This is a genomic window from Streptomyces sp. NPDC058295 (genome assembly GCF_042880655.1).
GTDB lineage: Bacteria > Actinomycetota > Actinomycetes > Streptomycetales > Streptomycetaceae > Streptomyces > Streptomyces coriariae.
This window is the reverse complement of record NZ_JBHVYO010000047.1, coordinates 39,393-58,939: the sequence shown is the minus strand read 5'-3', so window position 1 is coordinate 58,939 and position 19,547 is coordinate 39,393. Positions and strand designations below refer to the sequence as shown.

Annotated in this window: 16 protein-coding genes and 1 pseudogene; 9 read left to right on the top strand and 8 right to left on the bottom strand. The window is 72.0% G+C overall.

Annotation, left to right across the window (positions count from 1 at the left end; translation table 11 throughout):
* Nucleotides 1-390 precede the first annotated feature (390 nt).
* Together ACFVYS_RS35420 and ACFVYS_RS35415 are read left to right on the top strand one after the other, a co-directional pair.
* Entirely contained in the window at nt 391-708 is a 318-nt protein-coding gene (locus tag ACFVYS_RS35420; RefSeq protein WP_389508848.1) for a hypothetical protein, read from the top strand.
* 12 nt (nt 709-720) lie between these two features.
* Nucleotides 721-936, top strand: a complete 216-nt coding sequence (locus ACFVYS_RS35415; protein WP_389508846.1) for a hypothetical protein — start codon at nt 721-723, stop codon at nt 934-936.
* Between the two features lie 52 nt (nt 937-988).
* Here ACFVYS_RS35415 and ACFVYS_RS35410 read toward each other — a convergent pair whose 3' ends face one another.
* The 7 genes and pseudogenes from ACFVYS_RS35410 to ACFVYS_RS35380 all read right to left on the bottom strand — a co-directional run bounded on the left by ACFVYS_RS35410 (nt 989) and on the right by ACFVYS_RS35380 (nt 8,449).
* Nucleotides 989-2,371 (bottom strand): alkaline phosphatase family protein, encoded by a 1,383-nt coding sequence (locus ACFVYS_RS35410; RefSeq protein ID WP_389508844.1) that lies wholly within the window; start codon nt 2,369-2,371, stop codon nt 989-991.
* Entirely contained in the window at nt 2,368-3,537 is a 1,170-nt protein-coding gene (gene eboE, locus ACFVYS_RS35405; RefSeq protein WP_389508842.1) for a metabolite traffic protein EboE, read from the bottom strand. The genes ACFVYS_RS35410 and eboE overlap by 4 nt, the downstream gene beginning before the upstream one ends.
* Before the next feature lie 3 nt (nt 3,538-3,540).
* Nucleotides 3,541-4,389, bottom strand: a complete 849-nt coding sequence (locus ACFVYS_RS35400) for a TatD family hydrolase (RefSeq protein ID WP_389508840.1) — start codon at nt 4,387-4,389, stop codon at nt 3,541-3,543.
* Nucleotides 4,389-5,084 (bottom strand): EboA domain-containing protein, encoded by a 696-nt coding sequence (locus ACFVYS_RS35395; RefSeq protein ID WP_142270382.1) that lies wholly within the window; start codon nt 5,082-5,084, stop codon nt 4,389-4,391. The genes ACFVYS_RS35400 and ACFVYS_RS35395 overlap by 1 nt, the downstream gene beginning before the upstream one ends.
* 427 nt (nt 5,085-5,511) lie before the next feature.
* Nucleotides 5,512-6,336: pseudogene (locus ACFVYS_RS35390) on the bottom strand (sugar phosphate isomerase/epimerase family protein); the annotation flags it as partial.
* A complete protein-coding gene (locus ACFVYS_RS35385) occupies nt 6,333-7,370 on the bottom strand; it encodes an SCO3242 family prenyltransferase (RefSeq protein WP_389508839.1) in 1,038 nt (345 codons plus the stop codon). The gene ACFVYS_RS35385 and the pseudogene ACFVYS_RS35390, both read right to left, overlap by 4 nt.
* A complete protein-coding gene (locus ACFVYS_RS35380) occupies nt 7,367-8,449 on the bottom strand; it encodes an inositol-3-phosphate synthase (RefSeq protein ID WP_389508852.1) in 1,083 nt (360 codons plus the stop codon). The genes ACFVYS_RS35385 and ACFVYS_RS35380 overlap by 4 nt, the downstream gene beginning before the upstream one ends.
* Nucleotides 8,450-9,404: 955 nt before the next feature.
* Between ACFVYS_RS35380 and ACFVYS_RS35375 the strand changes: the two genes are divergently transcribed.
* Complete coding sequence (locus ACFVYS_RS35375) at nt 9,405-10,262, top strand: AfsR/SARP family transcriptional regulator (RefSeq protein ID WP_142270378.1); 858 nt, start codon at nt 9,405-9,407, stop codon at nt 10,260-10,262.
* Between the two features lie 48 nt (nt 10,263-10,310).
* On the opposite strand, the gene ACFVYS_RS35370 is transcribed toward ACFVYS_RS35375, so the two are convergent.
* The gene (locus ACFVYS_RS35370) at nt 10,311-11,414 is read right to left on the bottom strand and encodes a pentapeptide repeat-containing protein (RefSeq protein WP_389508837.1); all 1,104 of its coding nucleotides are present in this window, start codon (nt 11,412-11,414) and stop codon (nt 10,311-10,313) included.
* Nucleotides 11,415-11,631: 217 nt separating this feature from the next.
* Between ACFVYS_RS35370 and ACFVYS_RS35365 the strand changes: the two genes are divergently transcribed.
* From ACFVYS_RS35365 to ACFVYS_RS35340, 6 genes are all read left to right on the top strand, one after another.
* Nucleotides 11,632-12,294, top strand: coding sequence for a tetratricopeptide repeat protein (locus ACFVYS_RS35365; RefSeq protein WP_142270376.1), 663 nt, complete (start codon nt 11,632-11,634; stop codon nt 12,292-12,294).
* An 841-nt stretch (nt 12,295-13,135) separates the two neighbouring features.
* Nucleotides 13,136-15,448: a beta-L-arabinofuranosidase domain-containing protein gene (locus ACFVYS_RS35360; protein WP_389508836.1), complete on the top strand. Its 2,313-nt coding sequence runs from the start codon at nt 13,136-13,138 to the stop codon at nt 15,446-15,448.
* 287 nt (nt 15,449-15,735) lie between these two features.
* Complete coding sequence (locus ACFVYS_RS35355; protein ID WP_389508834.1) at nt 15,736-16,521, top strand: MBL fold metallo-hydrolase; 786 nt, start codon at nt 15,736-15,738, stop codon at nt 16,519-16,521.
* Between the two features lie 282 nt (nt 16,522-16,803).
* Nucleotides 16,804-18,084, top strand: a complete 1,281-nt coding sequence (locus ACFVYS_RS35350) for a DUF3533 domain-containing protein (RefSeq protein ID WP_389508832.1) — start codon at nt 16,804-16,806, stop codon at nt 18,082-18,084.
* A gap of 82 nt (nt 18,085-18,166) precedes the next feature.
* A complete protein-coding gene (locus ACFVYS_RS35345; protein ID WP_389508830.1) occupies nt 18,167-18,838 on the top strand; it encodes a DNA alkylation repair protein in 672 nt (223 codons plus the stop codon).
* A gap of 192 nt (nt 18,839-19,030) precedes the next feature.
* Nucleotides 19,031-19,519 carry an ATP-binding protein gene (locus ACFVYS_RS35340; protein WP_389508828.1) on the top strand — a complete coding sequence of 163 codons (489 nt, stop codon included), beginning with the start codon at nt 19,031-19,033 and terminating at the stop codon, nt 19,517-19,519.
* Nucleotides 19,520-19,547 lie beyond the last annotated feature (28 nt).

Genomic DNA, 19,547 nt, shown 5'->3' with positions numbered 1-19,547 from the left:
GGCCCGAGGGCCCGCCCCTCTCACCGCCTGCTGCCTGGTCAGGCCTCGGCGCAGGCGGCGGCTGTCCCGAGGAAGGTCGTCAGACGAAGGCAGGGCGTGCGCAAGGCAGGTTTCCTCTCTGAGGAGGCGGAGTCCTGGTACGCCGAGGCGGACGTCCTGTTGCAGCGCGGGGGCACACCATGCCCAGGGCCTGCGCACGCTGGGACTGACCACCATCCGGCTCGCCCAGGACCGTACGGCCGAGATCGAACCGGTGATGCGCGCCGTGTACGAATCCGTCGGTGCCCCGGTCGGGGTGGCACTCGCGCTCGTCCTGGCCCGCCTCGACAGGCTCGACGAGGCGCAGGCCGTGAGCTTCCCGCGGAACCCGTCACCGACCACCTCTACGGCATGGAACTCGACTTCCGCTCCCAGCTCGCCGTCCTCCAGCACGACCAGGAGACCGCGGCCGCGCTGGTCGAGCACCTGTTGCCCCTCCGGCACCAGCTGGCCGGGGCGGCCGGCGCGGTCTACGCGACCCGTCCCCTCGCCCACGCCCTCGCCGACCTGTACCGGCTTCTCGACGAGCAAGGATCCGCGGCCGCGAACTACGTACTGGCCGAACGCACGGCCCTCGCGTGGGGCTCACCCCATCTCGCCGGGAGTGCCCGCCGAGCCGCCGCGGAGCTGTCCGCGGCACACGCACGGCGGCGGACCCTCGCGACATAGGTCGCCCCGACCGTGCCGCACCTGCCGCACCTGCCGCAGCGCGAACGGGCCTTGATCGGAATCGGCGATGCATCCGGATCCAGCGCGGGTCTCAACGTCCTGTTCGCCCACGCCGACCGCATCGAAATCATCGCCAGCCCGCTGCTCGAACGGGTCCTGTCGGTGTGCGGCCTCACCCGTCTCGTCACGGTCCGGTACCCGCGGCCGGACGGCCCCGCCGGCGCGTGAGCGCGGCGGCGGGGCGTGAGGGCGGCCGACGTGAGCGGCACCGGGCTTCGGCTCAGCCGATGCCCGCCAGCCGCAGCAGCAACGGCTTGACCTCCGTGGCGGCGAGAGAGCCGGCCACCTCACCGGGGCGTGAACACAGCAGGACGGGCCCCTCCTCGGCACGCTGCGGCAGCCGGCCGTGACTGCCGCGCACCGGGGAGGGATCCAGCGGGACCACCGCCAGCCGGTACCGCAGGCCGAGCTTCTTGCGGGCCAGGGCGGTCGCCGCCTTGACCTTCACATAGGGGTCGTGCGGATCCATGAACAGCTCGGCCGGGTCGTAGCCGGGTTTGCGGTGGATCTCCACCAGCTGCGCGAAGTCGGGCGCGCGGGCGTCGTCGAGCCAGTAGTAGTACGTGAACCAGGCGTCCGGCTCCGCCACGGCGACGAGTTCACCGGAGCGCGGATGGTCGAGACCGTGCTTCTTCTTGCCCTCGTCGCCGAGGAGTTCACCGACCCCCGGCAGTTCCTCCAGCACCTCCCGCACACGGGGCAGGTCCTCGGGACGGCGCACATAGACATGGGCGAGCTGGTGATCGGCGACCGCGAAGGCACGGGACGTCATCGGGTCGAGGTACTCCATGCCGTCCTGGGTGTGCACCTCGAGCAGACCCGCGCGGCGCAGGGCACGGTTGATGTCGACGGGCCTGCTCACCTCGCTGATCCCGTACTCGGACAGCACGACGACCGTACGGCCCTCCGCCGCCGCCTCCTCCAGCAGCGGTGCCAGTTCGGTGTCGAGGTCGGTGGCGGCCTTCAGCGAGCGCGGGTCGCGGGGGCCGAAGCGCTGCAGGTCGTAGTCCAGGTGAGGCACGTAGCACAGGGTCAGGTCGGGACGCCGGGTGCGGTTGAGGTGCCGGGCCGCGCCGATGATCCAGGCGCTGGACGGCAGGCCTGCGCCGGGTCCCCAGAAGTGGAAGAGGGGGAAGGTGCCGAGTTTCTCGGTGAGTTCGTCGTGCAGGGCCGGGGGCCGGGTGTAGCAGTCGGGTTCCTTGCGGCCGTCGGCGTAGTAGATCGGACGGGGGGTGACGGTGTAGTCGGTGTCGGCGCCCATCGCGTACCACCAGCAGATGTTGGCGACCGTGTAACCGGGATACGCCCGCCGGGCGGCGTCCCACAGCTTGTCACCGGCCACCAGACCGTTGTGCTGACGCCACAGCAGGACATCGCCCAGCTCACGGAAGTACCAGCCGTTGCCGACGATCCCGTGCTCCGCGGGAAGCGTCCCGGTGAGGAAGGTGGACTGCGCGGCACAGGTGACAGCCGGCAGCACCGTGCCCAGCTCGGCCTGCGAACCGCGGCCGGCCAGCGCCTTGAGATGGGGCATGTGGTCCAGGAGCGCGGGGGTCAGGCCCACCACATCCAGGACGAGCAGGGGGGTGGGGCTGGTGGTCACTGCTGCTCCTTGAGTCCGAGGTCGGCCAGCAGGTCGGCCGCGAGGCGGAGTTCGGCGGCGATGCCGTCGGCGAGGGCGGCGTCGGTGGTGGGGCGGGAGCGGGCGGGCAGGGCCTGCCAGGTGTAGGTCTCGACCTCCAGGTGGCGGGTGCGCGGGTGCGGGCCGCCGAGCAGGACGCTCAGGGTGTCGCGCAGCACGTCCAGGGTGGAGGTCAGCGGTGGGGCGGGGGGTGCGTGCAGCGGGACGTGGAAGTGGGCGCGCCAGGGCACGGTGTCCGGCAGCGCGCCCTCGGTCAGCGCCTGGCCCAGATCGTCGGTGCCGTGCAGGGTCCCGAAGACGCGGGCCCGGGTCTGGTGCAGGAAGCGCGGTTCGTCGAAGGCCGCGAGCGCCGCGCGTACGGCCGGGTCGCCGGGGTCGTCGGCGTGCAGGGCCGCGGACAGCTGGGTCTTGAACACCGTGATGCCGGCCCGGTCCAGGGCGGCCAGCGCGCCGACGGGCTCCTCGAAGCCGGTGGCGAGGTGACAGGTGTCCAGGCACAGGCCGATGCGGTGGGCGGGCAGCGCAGCGAGCGGGGCGAGCGCGTCGGCGGTCGACTCCACCACGCAGCCCGGTTCCGGTTCCAGGGCGATACGGATCTGGCGTCCGGTGGCTTCGTACAGGTCGTCCAGGCGGCCGGCGAGTTCGTTCAGCGCGCTGTGGGCGCGGTGCGCGGCGCTTTCGTCGTAGGCGGTGCGCCAGGCCAGCGGGAGGGTGGAGATGGTGCCCTCGGTGATGTCGTCGGGCAGCAGGGCGGCCAGCAGCCGGGCCAGGTCGGTGGTGTACGCGAGCCGCTCCGGGTCGCTCCAGTCGGGCCGGTAGACGCGGTACTTGACCTCTTCGGCGCCGAAGCCCTCGTAGGGGAAACCGTTGAGGGTGACCACTTCCAGGCCGCGCCGGTCGAGTTCGGTGCGCAGCCCGCCCGGTGCGGCCGGGTCCGCGGTGAGGGCGTGGACCGCGTCGCGGGCCAACCACAGTCCTACGCCCAGCCGTTCGACGCCCAGCCGGCGGCGGACCGGTTCGCAGTGGGCGCCGAGCTGGGCGATGACACCGTCGAGGGTTTCGGCGGGGTGGACGTTGGTGCAGTAGGCGAGATGGACGGTCGAGCCGTCGGGGTGGCTGAAGCGCACGGTTCACTCTCCGCCGCGGAGCAGGGAGTTGCCCTCGTGCAGGGACGCGGGTGCGGCGGGCTCGAGGACGAGGCGGCCGCTGAGCCCGTAGAAGGCGACGGGGTTGCGCCACAGCACCTGGTCCACGTCGTCCTCGCCGAAGCCCGCAGCGAGCATCGCGTCGGCGACCATACGGGTCTTCAGCGGGTCGCTGTTGCCCCAGTCCGCGGCGGAGTTGACCAGCACCCGGTCGAGTCCGTACTCGTCGAGGACGGCGACCATACGGTGCTCGTCCATCTTGGTGTCCGGGTAGACGGAGAAGCCCAGCCAGGCGCCGGAGTCCTTGGCCTCCTTCACGGTCGTCTCGTTGAGGTGGTCGAGCAGGACCCGCTCGGCAGGCAGCCGGGACTCGGCCACGGCGTCCAGGGTGCGGCGCAGTCCGGCGAGCTTGTCGCGGTGCGGGGTGTGCACCAGAGCGGGCAGGCCGTGCTCGGCGGCGAGTTCGAGCTGGGCGGCGAGGGCGGTGTCCTCGGCGGGGGTCATCGAGTCGTAGCCGATCTCACCGACCGCCACGACGCCGTCCTTGACGAGGTAGCGCGGCAGCTCCTCCAGGACGGGCAGGCAGCGCGGGTCGTTGGCCTCCTTGGGGTTGAGGGCGATGGTGCAGTGGTGCGCGATGCCGTACTGGGCGGCGCGAAAGGGCTCGAAGCCCAGCAGCGCGTCGAAGTAGTCGAGGAAGCTCTCCGGCGAGGTCCGCGGCTGGCCGAGCCAGAAGGAGGGTTCGACCACGGCACGCACCCCGGCTTCGTGCATCGCCCGGTAGTCGTCCGTGGTGCGCGAGGTCATGTGGATGTGCGGGTCGAAGATGCGCATCAGGCTTCCTTGGCGGCGAGGGCGAAAGCGAGGACGTGGTGCAGGTCGTCGGGGACGGGCCGGGCGGCGGCGGTGCGCTCCGCGGCGAAGTCGGCGAGCATGCGGGCGAGTTCGCCGTCACCGCGGGCGCGGTCGGTGAGCCCGGCCACGGCGGCCAGCGGTACCTGGGTGAACAGGCACTTCAGTACGGCGTGCCGCCAGGCGTGGGCGGGCAGGTGGGCGGCGGCATAGGGGCCGACGGCCGCCGCCACGAGCCGGGTGTCGTTGGCGCGCAGCGCGTCCTCGACCAGCGCCACACCCTGACCGGGTGTGAGGGGCAGGTGCGGCAGGGCGAGCAGGACGGCGCGGCGTTCGGCGCCGCTGCCGTGGTCGTAGAGGCGGGCCACGGCGGCCGCGCTCGGGCGGGCGGTGCGCAGCAGCAGCACCCGGGCCGCCTCCGCCGCCTCCGGGCCGGCACACACCCGGCCGGCCGCGGCGAACCGCAGCTCCCACGCGGGTACGCTCCGGCGCGACGTGGCATCCCGCGCGGGAGGCTCGGGGGCCGGGCTGTCGGGGGACGCGGTATCCCTCGCGGGAGGCTCGGCAGGGTCCTGGTCGGGGGGCGCGGCGGCGCGTGCGTCGGCGAGCGCGGCATCGAGCCAGGCGGCGGCCTCGGAGCCGAGGCGGGCGGACAGTTCCTCTCGGATGACCGACATGCGGGTTTCCTTACGCGGACGGCGGCGGGGAGACGGTGGGGAGCGCGGCGGAAGCGGGACCGGGCACAGCGCCAGCGCCCGCGGCCGCGGCGAGACGCGCGGCGGACGGCGGCGCGGCGGGCGTGCCGGGCACTACGGCGGACATGCCGGGCACTACGGCAGACACGCCGGGCGGCGCGGCGGAGGCGCCGAGGGTCGCGGCAGACGTGCCGGGCGGCGCGGCGGAGACGCTGGGAGCTGCGGCGGACGTTCGGCCAACAACAGCTCGGTCGGGCGGAGTTGGAGCGACGTCAGCGAGTGCCGGGGTGGCTCTGCCGGCGGGGGGCGCGGCGGGCGTCGGGCCGATGGGGGCCGGGCCGGCGGCGGCCAGGCCTGTGGGCGTCGGGCCGGCGGCGGGGGGTTGGTGCTTGAGGGTGGTGAGTTGGGTGCGGAGGAACGCCATGGAGGAGCGCGCGAGTTCGGGGCCGGCGTGGGAGTGGCGGGGCAGTTCGACCACCGTCAGCCCCTGGTATCCGGTGGCGTCCAGCGCGGCCAGGACGGGCGGGAAGTCGATCTCGCCGTCGCCGAAGGGGAGGTGTTCGTGGACGCCACGGCGCATGTCCTCGATCTGCACGTGCCGCAGCCAGGGTCCCGCCGCGGTGACACAGTCCGCCGGCGGCAGCGGCTCCAGGCACTGGCAGTGGCCGATGTCGAGCGTGAGACCGAGCAGCGGATGGTCGTCGAGCTGCCCGCGCAGCCGGTGGAAGCCGGCGAGTGTCTCCAGCAGGTGACCGGGCTCCGGTTCGATCGCCAGCGGAACCCCCACCTGCGCCGCGGCGTCCAGGACCGGGGTCAGGGAAGCCCCGAGCAGTTCCCATGCCGCATCCTCGCCCGTGCCCGCGGGACGGACACCGCTGAAACAGTGCACCGCGTGAGCGCCGAGGTCCGCGGCGACCCGCACGGCGGTGACCAGCAGCGCACTCCGCGCCGCCCGCCCCTCGGGCTCCGCGTCCAGCAGGGTGGGACCGTGCTTGCGGCGCGGGTCGAGGACGTAGCGGGCGCCGGTCTCCACCGTGACGGACAGACCGAGCGTGTCGAGCCGGTCGGCGACCCGCGCGACGCGCCCGGCCAGGCCGGGGCCCACCGGGTCGAGGTGCATGTGATCCAACGTCAGCCCGACGCCTTCGTAGCCGAGTTCGGCCAGTACACCCAGCGCGTCATCGAGCCGCAGATCGCTCAGGCCGTTCGTGCCGTAGCCCAGACGGACACTCATGTGGGGCTCACCTTCCTGGCCAGCCGACGTGCCACAGGCACGAGCCCGGCAAGCAGCGCGGCGGAGACGGGCGCGCCGGAGCGGGCCGCGAGAGCCGCCTGGAGCGGGATCAGCGCACGGATACCGCCGCCCACGGCCCGTTGGGTCAACGCCGGCGACGGATTGAGCACGGCGTGCACCAAGGGCCGTCCAGCCGTGACCACATAGCCACCGGCCAGCACGGCCCGGCCGAGCCCGCCCGGCCCGCCCGGTGTACCTGGTGCACCGGGCACGCCGAGGGCACCGGCGGGCCCGCTCCGGCGCCACCGGGCGGCCGGGCCGGACCGCCCATCGGTGCCGACCAGGGCGCCGAGGACGGCCGTCACACCGAGTGCGGCGAGCGGGCCGCCCCACGCGCCGCCCCGCGTCTCGGCCCGCGAGACGGTGGTGAGCGCGTAGGTGTGCGCGCCGAGCGCGGCAGCGGGCAGCAGCGCTCGGCGCACCGCCCCGGCGGTACCACCAGCCGACGGGCCCGCCCCGGCCCCCGCCGGGGCAGCCACCGTGGCGCCCGCGGAGGGGCCGGCCGGGGGGTGCCCGGCTGACGGGCCGGCGGTGGCCACGGCGCCCATGAGCAGGTCCAGGCCGCGGGCCGCGGCCATCGCCGCCGGGCCCGCGGCGGTGTGCTTCAGCCGCAGGTCGTAGGCCCACACGGTGCCCGCGAGAGCCGTCGCGCACCATGCGGCGGGCCGGCCCGCGGCGAAACCCAGACCCAGGCCCGCGCCCGTCAGCACGGCGGCCGCCGCCAGCGCCTGCCCGGGGGCGATCCGGCCCGAGGGAACAGGCCGGTGAGGGCGCTCGGCGGCGTCCTCGTCCCGGTCGGCCCAGTCGTTGAGCGCCATCCCCGCCTCGTACAGGCACAGCGAGGCTCCGACGGCCAGAGCGGTGGCGGCACCCGGGCGCCGACCGCTCGCCGCGGCCCCCGCCAGCACGTCCCCGGGAACGGTGAACAGCGCCGAGACGCGCAGCAGTTCGGCCCAGTCACGGAGCTCGCTCACCGGCCGCCCGCCAGCCGCTCGGCGAAAGCGACCAGAGCGTCGTACTGCTCGGCCAGCGCCGCGGAGCCGCCGTCGGGATCCTTGAAGTAGAAACCCAGCTCCGCGAGACCGCCGGTGATCCCCACCTCCTGCGCGCGGGCGGTCAGCCGGGCCAGGTCGAGCACGAGCGGTGCGGCCAGCGCCGAGTCGCAGCCCTGCCAGATCGTCTGGAGCACCATCCGCGAGCCGAGGAACCCCTCGAAGGCCACATGGTCCCAGGCCGTCTTCCACTCGCCCAGGGCGGGCACCTCGTCGATGTGCACCTCCCCCTCGGGCAGCGCGCCCAGGTTGTCCTCGAGGACGCGGTTCTTGCCGGCGTTCTTCGCCGCGGCCGCCGCCGGATCGGCCAGCGCCGCCCCGTCTCCGCCGCCCAGCAGATTGGTCCCCGACCAGGCCCGCACGCCCAGGGCGCGCTGGCGGAACATCGGCGCCAGCACCGCCCGCAGCAGGGTCTGCCCGGTCTTGCCGTCGCGGCCCGCCCACGGCACGCCCGCCCGCTGGCGCAACTCCTCCAGCGCCGGATGGCCCACTCCCGTCGAGGGGGTGAAATTCACGTACGCGCAACCCGCCCGCAGCGCCGCCGCGGCGTACAGCGAACTCGCCGGCAACCGCCCGTCCGCCACCGGGACCGGCTCGGTGGAAGCGACGTTGACCACCACCGTGCGCGCCAGGCCCCGGCGTCGGGTGAAACTCTCGATGTCCGCGGCGAACGCCGCTGTCAGCTCCTCGTCACCGCGGCCGTCACCCGCCACCGGTCCTCCCGGACGGATCTCCTCGTCGGCCGCGGCGAGTTCACCACGCACCGCCCGCACCAGCCCGTACGGCAGCACGCCCTGCTCCCCCAGCACCTCGGCACGCTTGACCAACGGCCAGTCCACCGTGTCATGCCCGCCGAACACCAGCGACGACAATGCGGGCAGCCCCGCGGCGGCGAGCTCCTCGGTCTCGGTGACCAGACCTGTCGCCGGATACAACCCCGCCACCAGCCCGGCACACCCCGCGACCACCGTCGTGGCGACCGACCCGCGCGCCCCGACCAACCAGACACCCGTACCCGTAACCCCACCGCCGACAGCAGTGGCACCAGCAGCGGGCGACTCGGCGAACTCAGACACGACAACCTCCCGAAACTACGTCAGCGATGACAAACGAAAACCACCCGGGACACAGACCACGCAGCACTCTCGGCACGCCGCCGCGCAAAAGGGACGACCGGGAGCCGCAGAATGAGTTCACGAGCAGGTGAGACGGTCGGCAGGACTGTGACGCCAGGCGATCAGGTAACCCGGGCACCTGTCCGACCAGAGACGACCTGCACCTCCTGACAGCCATTCGGAAACGCAATCATTTCCGGCGGCGACATCACTGACGGACTCCACGCCGCCCTCCGTGCCGGAATACGTGGCATTTCCCGGCATGCTAGTCCGCGTGCCTTACGGAATGCAGGGCCCGGCCCGCTCACCCCGGTCCTTCGTGGACCAATTCTCCAGGAGAATTCAAGTCCGCCCGGCAGGCTGCCGACGGACGGGTGACGCCTGAACCCGTGGCGGCCGGACGCGACGGCAGCGGCCCGGAGGGCGAGTGTTTTCCCGCCTCGGACAGACCGGACGGGAAGCCGACCCTGCCCGTAGCCGGGCCGCGGCAGCCCCGTGACGAGGAGGGTCCGCACCACGACGGACGGCCGGACTCCCCCATTCCGCCGCCACGGCCGGAAACGGGCGACAGCGTCAGCCCGCCGGCCGACCCACGTCCGCACACATCACCAGCTCGCACAGGCCGCGCCGGGCGTCCGACGGGTTCCCTTTCGCCGCCCGCACTGGAATACCGCTGGAGAACCACTCGGCGCCGCCTCGCGCTCCCCTCCACGAAACCTTCAGGCCCCCTCGCGGCCGACCCTCGAACACTCCGCGACAACCCCCACCGAAGACACTATCGAAAGCCACACCACCGCTTCGAACCGACCGCCACGCAACACGCAAACGGTACGGAGGAACAATGGACATAAAAGTTCTGGGTGCACTCGACGCCGAAATCAACGGAAAAGACATCGTCCCCACCGCAGGCAAACCCCGCCAGATCCTCGCCCTCCTCGCCCTCCGGCCCGGCCAGGTCGTCCCCGTCCCCACCCTCATGGAGGAACTCTGGGACACCGACCTCCCCGACAGCTCCCTCACCACCCTCCAGACCTACATCCTCCAGCTGCGCCGCATGCTCGGCCGAGCCCTCCTCAGCACCGGCACCAACTCCCCGGGCACCACGGAGGCCGACACGCCCACCCCGACCGCCAAGGACATCCTCGCCACCCGCTACGGCGGCTACCTCCTGCAGATCCCCCCCGACACCGTCGACGCCCACCGCTACGAACAACTCGCCGCCCAGGGCCACAGAGCCTTCGAGAACGGTCAGGACAGCGACGCCGCACGCCTGCTCGACCAAGCTCTCGGCCTCTGGCAGGAACAAGCACTCGTCGACGTGCCGCACGGCCCCGTCCTGCGCATCGAGACCATGCGCCTGCACCAGAGCCGCCTCGTCACCCAGGAACGCCGCATCGATGCCGAACTCCGCCTCGGCCACCACAGCGAACTCACCGCCGAACTCACCCACCTCACCGCCCGCCACCCCCAGCACGAGGGCCTCCACTCGCAGGCCATGCTCGCCCTCTACCGCTCCGGCAGACAGGCCGCCGCCCTCGACACCTACCGCCGCCTGCGCCAGCGCCTCATCGACGAACTCGGCGTCGAACCCTCACCCCAGCTCCAGCGCATGCACCAGGCCATCCTCACCGTCGACCCCCGCCTCGACGTCATCGCCGACCCCCACCACACCCCCACCTACGACCTCTACACCACCTGACACCAGGCCGGCGAGACCCCACCGGACACACCCGCATCCGGGTCCCGGTCACGGCATGGAACGCAGCTGCGGGTGCTGCGTCGTGATCCCGGAAGGCTGGAGCAGCGGCGGAGGTTCGGGGCCGGGATCCTCGGCGACGACGACGCCCGCGGCCAAGGGGTCGAATCCGGCCGGCCAGCGTGTGCGCTCGCTGGCCAACGCGCCGGTGAGTCGGGCCTGGTGCAGGTCGGCCGTGCTCAGGTCAGAGCCACGCAGGTCGGCCAGGCGCAGGTCGGCGCGGCGGAAGACAGCGCCCCCCGCATCGGCCTTGCGCACGTTCGCCTCGCGCAGGTCGGCCTCGGTGAAGTCCGCGTCACGCAGGTCCGTCTGGACGAGCCGTGCGCCCCGCAGGTCGGCCAGCACACAGCGGGCCCGGCGCAGGATCGCCGTCTTGAGGTCGGCGTGCCTCAGGTTGACGGCGACGAGGGACGCCTGGGTGAGGTTGGCGTGGTAGAGACCCGCCGCCTCCATACAGGATCGGTCGAAGTTGACCTCGTGCAGCCACAGCCCGTCGCAGTCCGCCCGGCGCAGGTCCGTGACACTCAGGTTGATCCAGGACTGCTCCCGGGGTTGCAGCAGGAGCACTCCGAGCCCGGTCAGCGCCACCTGGGCGTCGGGGGCCCGGACCTCCAGCGGCACGACGTCGTTGATGGGGACGTCCGTCGCCGGAGCCTCCGGCCCGACGGGCGGCCAGGGCAGGTGTGTACGCAGGTAGGCGGCCTGGATGGAGATGACGGCCTCGCGGTCGCGGGCGGAGTGCTCCGCGATCCGCCACAGCGCGTGGAGTCCGCCGATACGCGTCTCCAGCTTGTCACTGCCGAGTTGATCGACGGCCGTACTGAACCGGTCGGTGACATAGCCCTCCTGGGTGGCGCGCAAGCCCTCCTGGCTGACGCGCAGTTGCCGCCAGGTGGCGTACGCGCCGAACAGCACGACCAGACCGCCGACAGCCTGGAGCAGGGTCGTGCGGACGTCGTTCACCGCTGTCAGCCGGTCCTGCGCGGGGACCCTCGCCCCGGCGAGGTCGTGGTCGACCACCACACCCGGCAGGAGGACGAGCACCGCGCCCAGTACCGCCAGCCCCACCGCCCCGGCCAGCACAGCCCCGGTCACACGATGCCTGGCCGGCCTGGCGGGCCACGTCCTGCGCCCACGGTCCGGCTCCCCCGTCTCCATGGGCATGGAAGCGTAGGCGCGGCCCGGAAAACGATCAAGAGGCGCCGAGCGGGTGCCTCGGATCCGGTGCCCGCCCCGCGGGGTGAACGGCGGATCCGTTCCGTAGGTATGCAAGGCATCGGACTCTCCGGCGCGCGGTCGATACGATCACGGGATGACTACCGACGCGCGCCTCGAGCAAGCCGAACTCCTCTACGAACGTGCCGTGTTCGGCGGCGACAGCAGTGCGCTGGCGTCCGCGGACCGGAGTCTCGACGAGGTCGAGGCGGACCTCGCGCTGGCCCGCGGCCGGGTGATCCACGCCCGCTTCCTGGAAGAGCGGGTGGAGGCCGCGCGGGAGCTCGAACTCTTCGAGCGGGCGGCGGAGCTGTACGGGCGGCTCGGTGACGTGCGGGGCGAGGGCGAGGCGCTGTTCTGGGTGGGCACCTTCCACCAGGTGGTCCGCGACGACACCGAGACCGCCGTGCCCGCCTTCGAACGAGCCCTCGACCTCGCCACCCGGGCCGGCGACCGGCTGACGATGTCCTACGCGTTGCGGCACCTCGGCTTCGCCGACCACATGGCCGGCCGCCTGGACGAGGCTCGTGCGCACTTCGAGGAGTCCACCCGCCTGCGCCGGGAGCTGGGCTTCCTGCCGGGGGTGGCGGCGAACCTGATCGGACTGGCCCATCTGGCCGCCCAGCAGAACCGGCGCGAGGACGCGGGGGCGCTGCTCGACGAAGCGACGGAGTTGGCCGAGGGCACCGACTCCCACGGCGTACTGCGCTGGGTGGCGGGAGCTCGCGAGGAACTCGGCTTGCCGCGAGCTGCCCGCTGACGGTGCGACGCAGAGCGGCGTCGCGTGACCCGCTCGACCCCGTCGGAGCGGCGTACGCGCACCAGGGGCGTCCAGACCGAACGCGGCAAGTCGCCCGATCGACAATCGAGTTGACAGTCATCCGCTGAAATCACGGCACGAAGGGTGTTGGCCGACTCGTTCGGGCGTCTATCATCCCTGCTTGCCGAAGAGTCGACCAATGTTCGACATAACGAACACCTGACCATCTGTGCGGGTGAGCCGTCCGCACCGGAACCGGAGTCCGCGTCTGCGCCGGGGCGCGCCGCACAGCGGTGCGTCCCTACCCCGACACCTTCACCGACACCGACCGAGCCGCTACGTCAAGCCCAGCAGGGAGCGCTGATCCGGCATGTCCTGGCTCCATCACCTACGCAGCGGTGAGCATCGGGCGGTTCGAACCGGCGACACCCTGATCACGACCCGGACTCACCGGACCCGGGAGAGTCCGGGGACTCGGGAGAGTCCGGGCGCTCGGGAGAGTCCGGGGACTCGGGAGAGTCCGGGCGCTCGGGAGAGTCCGGGCGCTCGGGCGCGAACCGGCTAGGACCTGCCCGGCGACCATATGGCCACCCCCGCGCCCGGGTTCGAGAACCTCCGCCCCACGCGTCGATAGGGAGCCGCACTCCGACAAGGCGCCGGTCCGCGCGCACCCCGCCCCGGGGGTTCTCACGCCGCGTCGCGCACCGCTGCCCCGCGCTCAGCGGCCTCGGTTGCCGCGGGGCACCCGAGCCGCCCCGACCCCACCTCACCACCCGGCGGCACGCAGCACCGACCTTCCCCCCCCCATCCCCGCTCCTCCGATCAAGGAACAGGTGGAACGATGTCCTCCTCACTCAGCAGACGGCGCCTCCTGCAGGCGGCCGGAGTCACGCTCGCCGCCTCCGCGGCCGGCCCTCTCGTCGGCGCCTCTTCCGCCCGGGCGGCCGTCCCTCCCGCCCGTGCCGACATCGGGGTCTCCGCGTACTCCTTCGACTTCGGCCAGGTGCGGCTGACCGCGAGCCGGTGGCTGGACAACCAGAACCGCACAGCCGCCTACCTGCGGTTCGTGGACGTGGACCGGCTGCTGTACACCTTCCGCGCCAACCACAGGCTCTCCACCGCCGGCGCCGCCGCCAACGGCGGCTGGGACGCGCCCGACTTCCCGTTCCGCAGCCACGTCCAGGGACACTTCCTCACCGCCTGGGCGCAGTTGTACGCCGTCACCGGGGACTCGGTCGCCCGCGGCAAGGCGGTCTCCATGGTGGCGGAGCTGGCCAAGTGCCAGGCCAACAACAGCGCCGCCGGGTTCACCGCCGGCTACCTCTCCGGCTATCCCGAGTCCGACTTCACCGCCCTCGAACAGGGCACCCTGAGCAACGGCAACGTGCCGTACTACACGATCCACAAGACGCTCGCCGGGCTGCTGGACGTGTGGCGCCTGATCGGCAGCACGCAGGCCCGGGACGTCCTGCTGGCTCTGGCGGGCTGGGTCGACACGCGCACCGCCCGGCTCACCGGGACGCAGATGCAGGCGATGCTGGGCGTGGAGTTCGGCGGCATGAACGACGTACTGTGCGACCTCTACCAGCAGACGGGCGACGCCCGGTGGCTCACCGCCGCCCAACGCTTCGACCACGCCGCCGTGTTCGACCCGCTGGCCGCCAACCTGGACCGGCTGAACGGGCTGCACGCCAACACCCAGGTCCCCAAGTGGATCGGCGCCCTGCGCGAGTACAAGGCCACCGGCACCACCCGGTACCGGGACATCGCCACCAACGCGTGGAACATCGCCGTCGGCACCCACACCTACGCCATCGGCGGCAACAGCCAGGCGGAGCACTTCCGGGCGCCGAACGCGATCGCCGCCTACCTGAAACAGGACACCTGCGAGAGCTGCAACACGTACAACATGCTCAAGCTCACCCGCGACCTGTACGCAGTGACCCCGGACCGGGCAGCGCTGTTCGACTTCTACGAGCAGGCGTGGCTGAACCACATGATCGGCCAGCAGAACCCGGCGGACGCCCACGGCCACGTCACCTATTTCACCCCCCTCAACCCGGGCGGCCGGCGCGGTGTGGGCCCAGCCTGGGGCGGCGGCACCTGGAGCACCGACTACGGCACCTTCTGGTGCTGCCAGGGCACCGGCCTGGAGATGCACACCCGCCTGATGGACTCCATCTACTTCCGCAACGACACCACGCTCACCGTGAACCTGTTCGTGCCGTCGGTGCTCACCTGGTCCCAGCGCGGCATCACCGTCACCCAGACCACCTCGTACCCCACCGGCGACACGACCACGTTGACCGTCACCGGCAGCGCGGCCGGAACATGGGCGATGCGCATCCGCATTCCCGGCTGGACCACCGGAGCCACGGTCAGCGTCAACGGCGTGGCGCAGAACATCGCCACCACCCCCGGCACCTACGCCACCCTGACCCGCGCCTGGGCGTCCGGCGACACCGTCACCGTCCGCCTGCCCATGCGGGTCGTCCTGCGGCCCGCCCCCGACAACGCGAACACCGCCGCGGTCACCTACGGGCCGGTCGTGCTGGCCGGCAACTACGGGGACAGCGCGCTCAGCACACTCCCGCTGCTCAACACCGCCGGCATCACGCGCACCAGCAGCACATCGCTCGCCTTCACCGCGACCGCGGGCGGCTCCGCCGTCGACCTGGGCCCGTTCCACGACGCGCACGGCTTCAACTACACGGTCTACTGGAACACCGCCGGCACCGCCTCGGTACACCTCGTCAACGCGGGCAGCAACCTGGTGCTGGGCGTCCAGAACATGTCCACCGCCGACGGCGGCCTCGCCCTCCAGTGGACCGACAGCGGCACCGCCGACCACGACTGGGAGATGATCGACGACGGGACGGCCGTCCGCTTCCGGAACGTCAACAGCGGCAAGGTCCTCGGTGTGCTGAACATGTCCACCGCGGACAACGCGAGCGTGCTCCAGTGGACGGACAACGGCACCGCTGACCATCAGTGGACGTTGCTCGGCCAGGGCGACGGCACCTACAAGATCCGCAATGTGCACAGCGGCAAACTGCTCGCCATCGCGGGCAACTCCACCGCCGTCGGAGCCTTCGCGGTCCAGGCCCCCGACGACGGCAGCGCCGACAACCGGTGGCGCATCGTGAGCGCCTGACCGACGGACGCGGGTTCCGTGTGGCTGTCCGGCGCCGGCCCGGACAGCCACAGACCAACGGCCACGGTGAGCACCGATCCCTCCCCTGATCCCGACGCCCTTGCCCTGTTGCCCTGTTGGCCTCATGGTTCTGGTACCGACCCGCAAGGCCGAACACACGGGAGTCGCCCTGACCCTGCCCCTGGTGGGCCGACGAGCCGGCCCGTGCCGCAGGTCGCATGTGCGACGTAGGCCCGAGCGGAAGACCGTCCCACCCGTGCCGTCTCTCCCCCCCAAGGACGCCCTCTGTGAAGGTCCACCACCTCAACTGCGGCACCATGCGTCCGCTCGGCGGTCGGCTCGTCTGCCACGTCCTGCTGATCGAGACCGCGAACGGCCTGGTGCTCGTCGACTCCGGCTACGGCCTCGGTGACATCGCCGACCCCAAGCGGCGCGTCGGGCCGCCGCGGCACCTCGTGCGGCCGCTGTTCGACCCCGCCGAGACGGCCGTCCGGCAGGTGGAGAGACTCGGGTTCCGCCGGGACGACGTCCGCCATGTCGTGGTCACCCACTGCGACGCCGACCACATCGGCGGCCTCTCCGACTTCCCCGACGCCCAGGTGCACCTGACGGCGGACGAGGCGCGCGGCGCCGTCCACGCCCCCTCCTGGCGTGAGCGGATCCGCTATCAGCGGTTGCAGTGGGCGCACGGCCCGAACCTCGTGGAGCACCGCCCCGACGGCGACAGGTGGCGCGGATTCGCCGCGGCCCGGGAACTCGACATGATCGCTCCCGGCATCGTCCTGATCGCCCTGCCGGGCCACACCCGCGGCCACGCCGCCGTGGCGGTCGACGCCGGTCCGCGCTGGCTCCTGCACGCCGGTGACGCCTTCTACCACCACGGCACCCTGGACGGCCGGTCCCCGATTCCGGCGTCCCTGCGCGGGATGGAGGCCGTCATCGCGTACGACGGGAAGCAGGTCCGCGACAACCATGCCCGGCTGGCCGAGCTGTACGGGCAGGGCGCCCCCGACCTCACGATCGTCAACGCCCACGACCCCGTCCTGTACGAGAAGGCGCGAGCAGGCGCGTAGCGAGGAGAGGGCGGCGGGACCTCGCGTGCTCCGTCGCGGACGTCCTGTCCCTCCACCGCACGTCCTGCCCCTCCACCGCGCGGCCGACGCCGTCGAACGGCCGCGGAGGAAGGGTGACCCCATCCGGCTGGTGCCCCGCCCCTCGACAGACTGTCTGCGCTCCCCCGGACCGCGGTGCGGCGAGACTTGGGGCGACTCGCCGTACCTCCTCACCCCGGCCGGCAGCCACCGCGGCCGGCCCGCAGCGGACCCACCCGCCAGTCCCAGACACGACGGAGAACCATGACCGCCGACGACACGACCCCCGACACCGGCCCGCACGTACACGCCGCCACGCTCCTGCGCCGCCCCAAGCTGTGGCTGGTGCCCACGATCCTCACGGGACTGCTCGCCCTGCTGCTGTCGCTGCTGTACATGGGCGGCATCGTCAGCCCGCAGCGCGATCTGCACGACCTGCCGATCGCACTCGTCAACAGCGACACCGGCCGGCCGCCGCAGGGACAGAAGCAGAACCTCGGCACCCAGGTGGCAGCGGCCATCGTCTCGGACACCTCGAACGACACGGCCGACTGGCGGCGGCTGACCCGGGCCCAGGCCCAGGACGAGCTGGACTCGGGCAAGGTCTACGGCGCGCTGGTCATCCCCGCGGACTTCACCGACTCCGTCACCGCGCTCGCCGGGACGAACGCGACCGCGCGACCCACGATGACCGTGCTGACCAACCCCGCCAAGGGCAGTCTCGGCTCCTCCCTCGCCAGCAAGATCATGACCACGGCGGCCCAGCAGGCCTCCCGGACCATCGGCAAACAGCTGACCGCCGCCGCCTCGGGAGCGGACTCCACCACCGAACTGCTGCTCGCCGACCCGGTGAACCTCGTCACCCAGGTCGGCCACCCCCTGGGCGACAACAGCGGCCTCGGCCTGAGCGCCTTCTACTACACCCTGCTGCTCGTACTGGCCGGCTTCATGGGCGGCAACGTCATCAGCAACGGCGTGGACACCGCCCTCGGTTACGCGGACAACGAGATCGGCCCCTGGCACACCCGGCTGCCCACGGTGCCGATCAGCCGCACCCAGACGCTGCTGCTGAAGATGGCCATGACGGCCGGCATCACGGTCCTCAGCGTCTCCCTCGTACTGCTCGCCTGCGTCAGCGCCCTCGGCATGGACGCCACCCACATCCCCCTGCTGTGGATCTACTCCTACTGCGCGGCCCTCGCGGTCGGCCTCGGCGTCCAGGCCATCAACGCGGCCTTCGGCGGGATCGGCCAACTGGTGTCCATGTTCGTGTTCATCGTGCTCGGTCTGCCCTCGTCCGGCGCGACGGTTCCGCTCCAGGCCGTCCCCGAGTTCTACCGCTTCCTGTCCCACTTCGAGCCCATGCGCCAGCTCAGCGACGGGGTCCGCGCCATCCTCTACTTCGACGCACGCGGCGACGCCGGACTCACCCGCGCCTGGACCATGATCGGGATCGGCGCGGCCATCGGTCTCCTCTTCGGCTTCGCGATGACCACGTACTACGACCGCAAGGGCCACAAGCGCCTCACCCCGCAGCCCGCTTGAGCGATCGACTCAGGTGCTCAGGAGCCGCGCCGGGCGGCTGGAACTCATGCCGAATCCCGCACATGGTGGACAGGAGACCGATATGACGGAGACGGCGTTGGCCGAGGTGATGGCCGAGCTGGCCGGGCTCGAGGACGCGAAGACCCGCGCGGTGAACGAGAAGCACGGGGACGATCACGGAGTGAACCTCGGCAAGCTGCGCGCGCTCGCGAAGCGGCTGAAGACACATCAGGAACTCGCGGTCCTGCTGTGGCAGACGGACGACACCGCGGCGAGGCTGCTGGCGATCCTGATCTGCCGCCCCAAGGCGTTCGGGCGTGACGAGTTGGACGCCATGCTGCGCGAGGCGCGCACGCCCAAGGTGCACGACTGGCTCGTGAACTACGTGGTGAAGAAGAGCCCGTACTCCGAGGACCTGCGCGTGGTCTGGTCCGCCGATCCGGATCCGGTGGTCGCGAGCGCCGGCTGGGCGCTGACCACCGAACGCGTGGCGAAGAAGCCCGACGGCCTCGACCTCGCAGGACTGCTCGACGTCATCGAGGCGCAGATGAAGGACGCCCCGGACCGACTTCAGTGGGCGATGAACCACTGCCTGGCTCAGATCGGCATCGAACACGCCGAGCTCCGCGGCCGTGCCGTCGACATCGGTGAGCGCCTGGAGGTGCTCAAGGACTACCCGACGCCTCCGGGCTGCACCTCCCCGTTCGCGCCCGTCTGGATCAACGAGATGGTGCGCCGGCAGCACAAGGGATAGGAAGCTCCGGTGACGCGCGCGCGTGGACTCCGGCCCGTGGAGACACCGTGCGGCACGTGCCCCCTCACCGTCTGCACCGCCCCCGGCTTGTCCGGGGCGCAGCAAGTCGTCATAGGTCGGGCAGCTGAGCCGAACAACATGCTTGAGGCATGTATGACGAGACGGGGGGTACTGGGGACGCGTGAATGGAGCATGAGGGCGGCACCAGAGGGATCCCATGGCGGCGGTGACGGCTGTACCGGACCGGGCGAGCACCTGATCCGCGCCGGCTACACCCTCGGCGGAGACGACGGCTGCATCGCCAACGCCCGCCGGCAGGCCCTCGCCTTCCTCGGCCAGGCCGAAGCCGACTACCCCCTGTCGGTGCCCGCCCGCGCACGGAACCTGACCCAGCTGGTCGTCAGCGAGCTGGTCACCAACGCCTGCAAGTACGCCCCCGGACCGGTCATGGTGGAACTGGGCATCAACATCCACACGGTGGACGTCGTCGTGTGGGACAGCGACCCCTTCATGCCCGCGGCCCGGACCACCGACCCCGACCGGATCGGCCAGCACGGCCTGGAGATCGTCCAGGCCGTCAGCCAGACCCTGCTCATCGAGCAGCAGCCTGTGGGCAAACGCATCACTGCCCGCATCACCCTGTTCGACCCGCCCACCACCGAGAAGCCGGGCGATCTGTAACGTCCAGTGACTGACAAGACCGACCGAT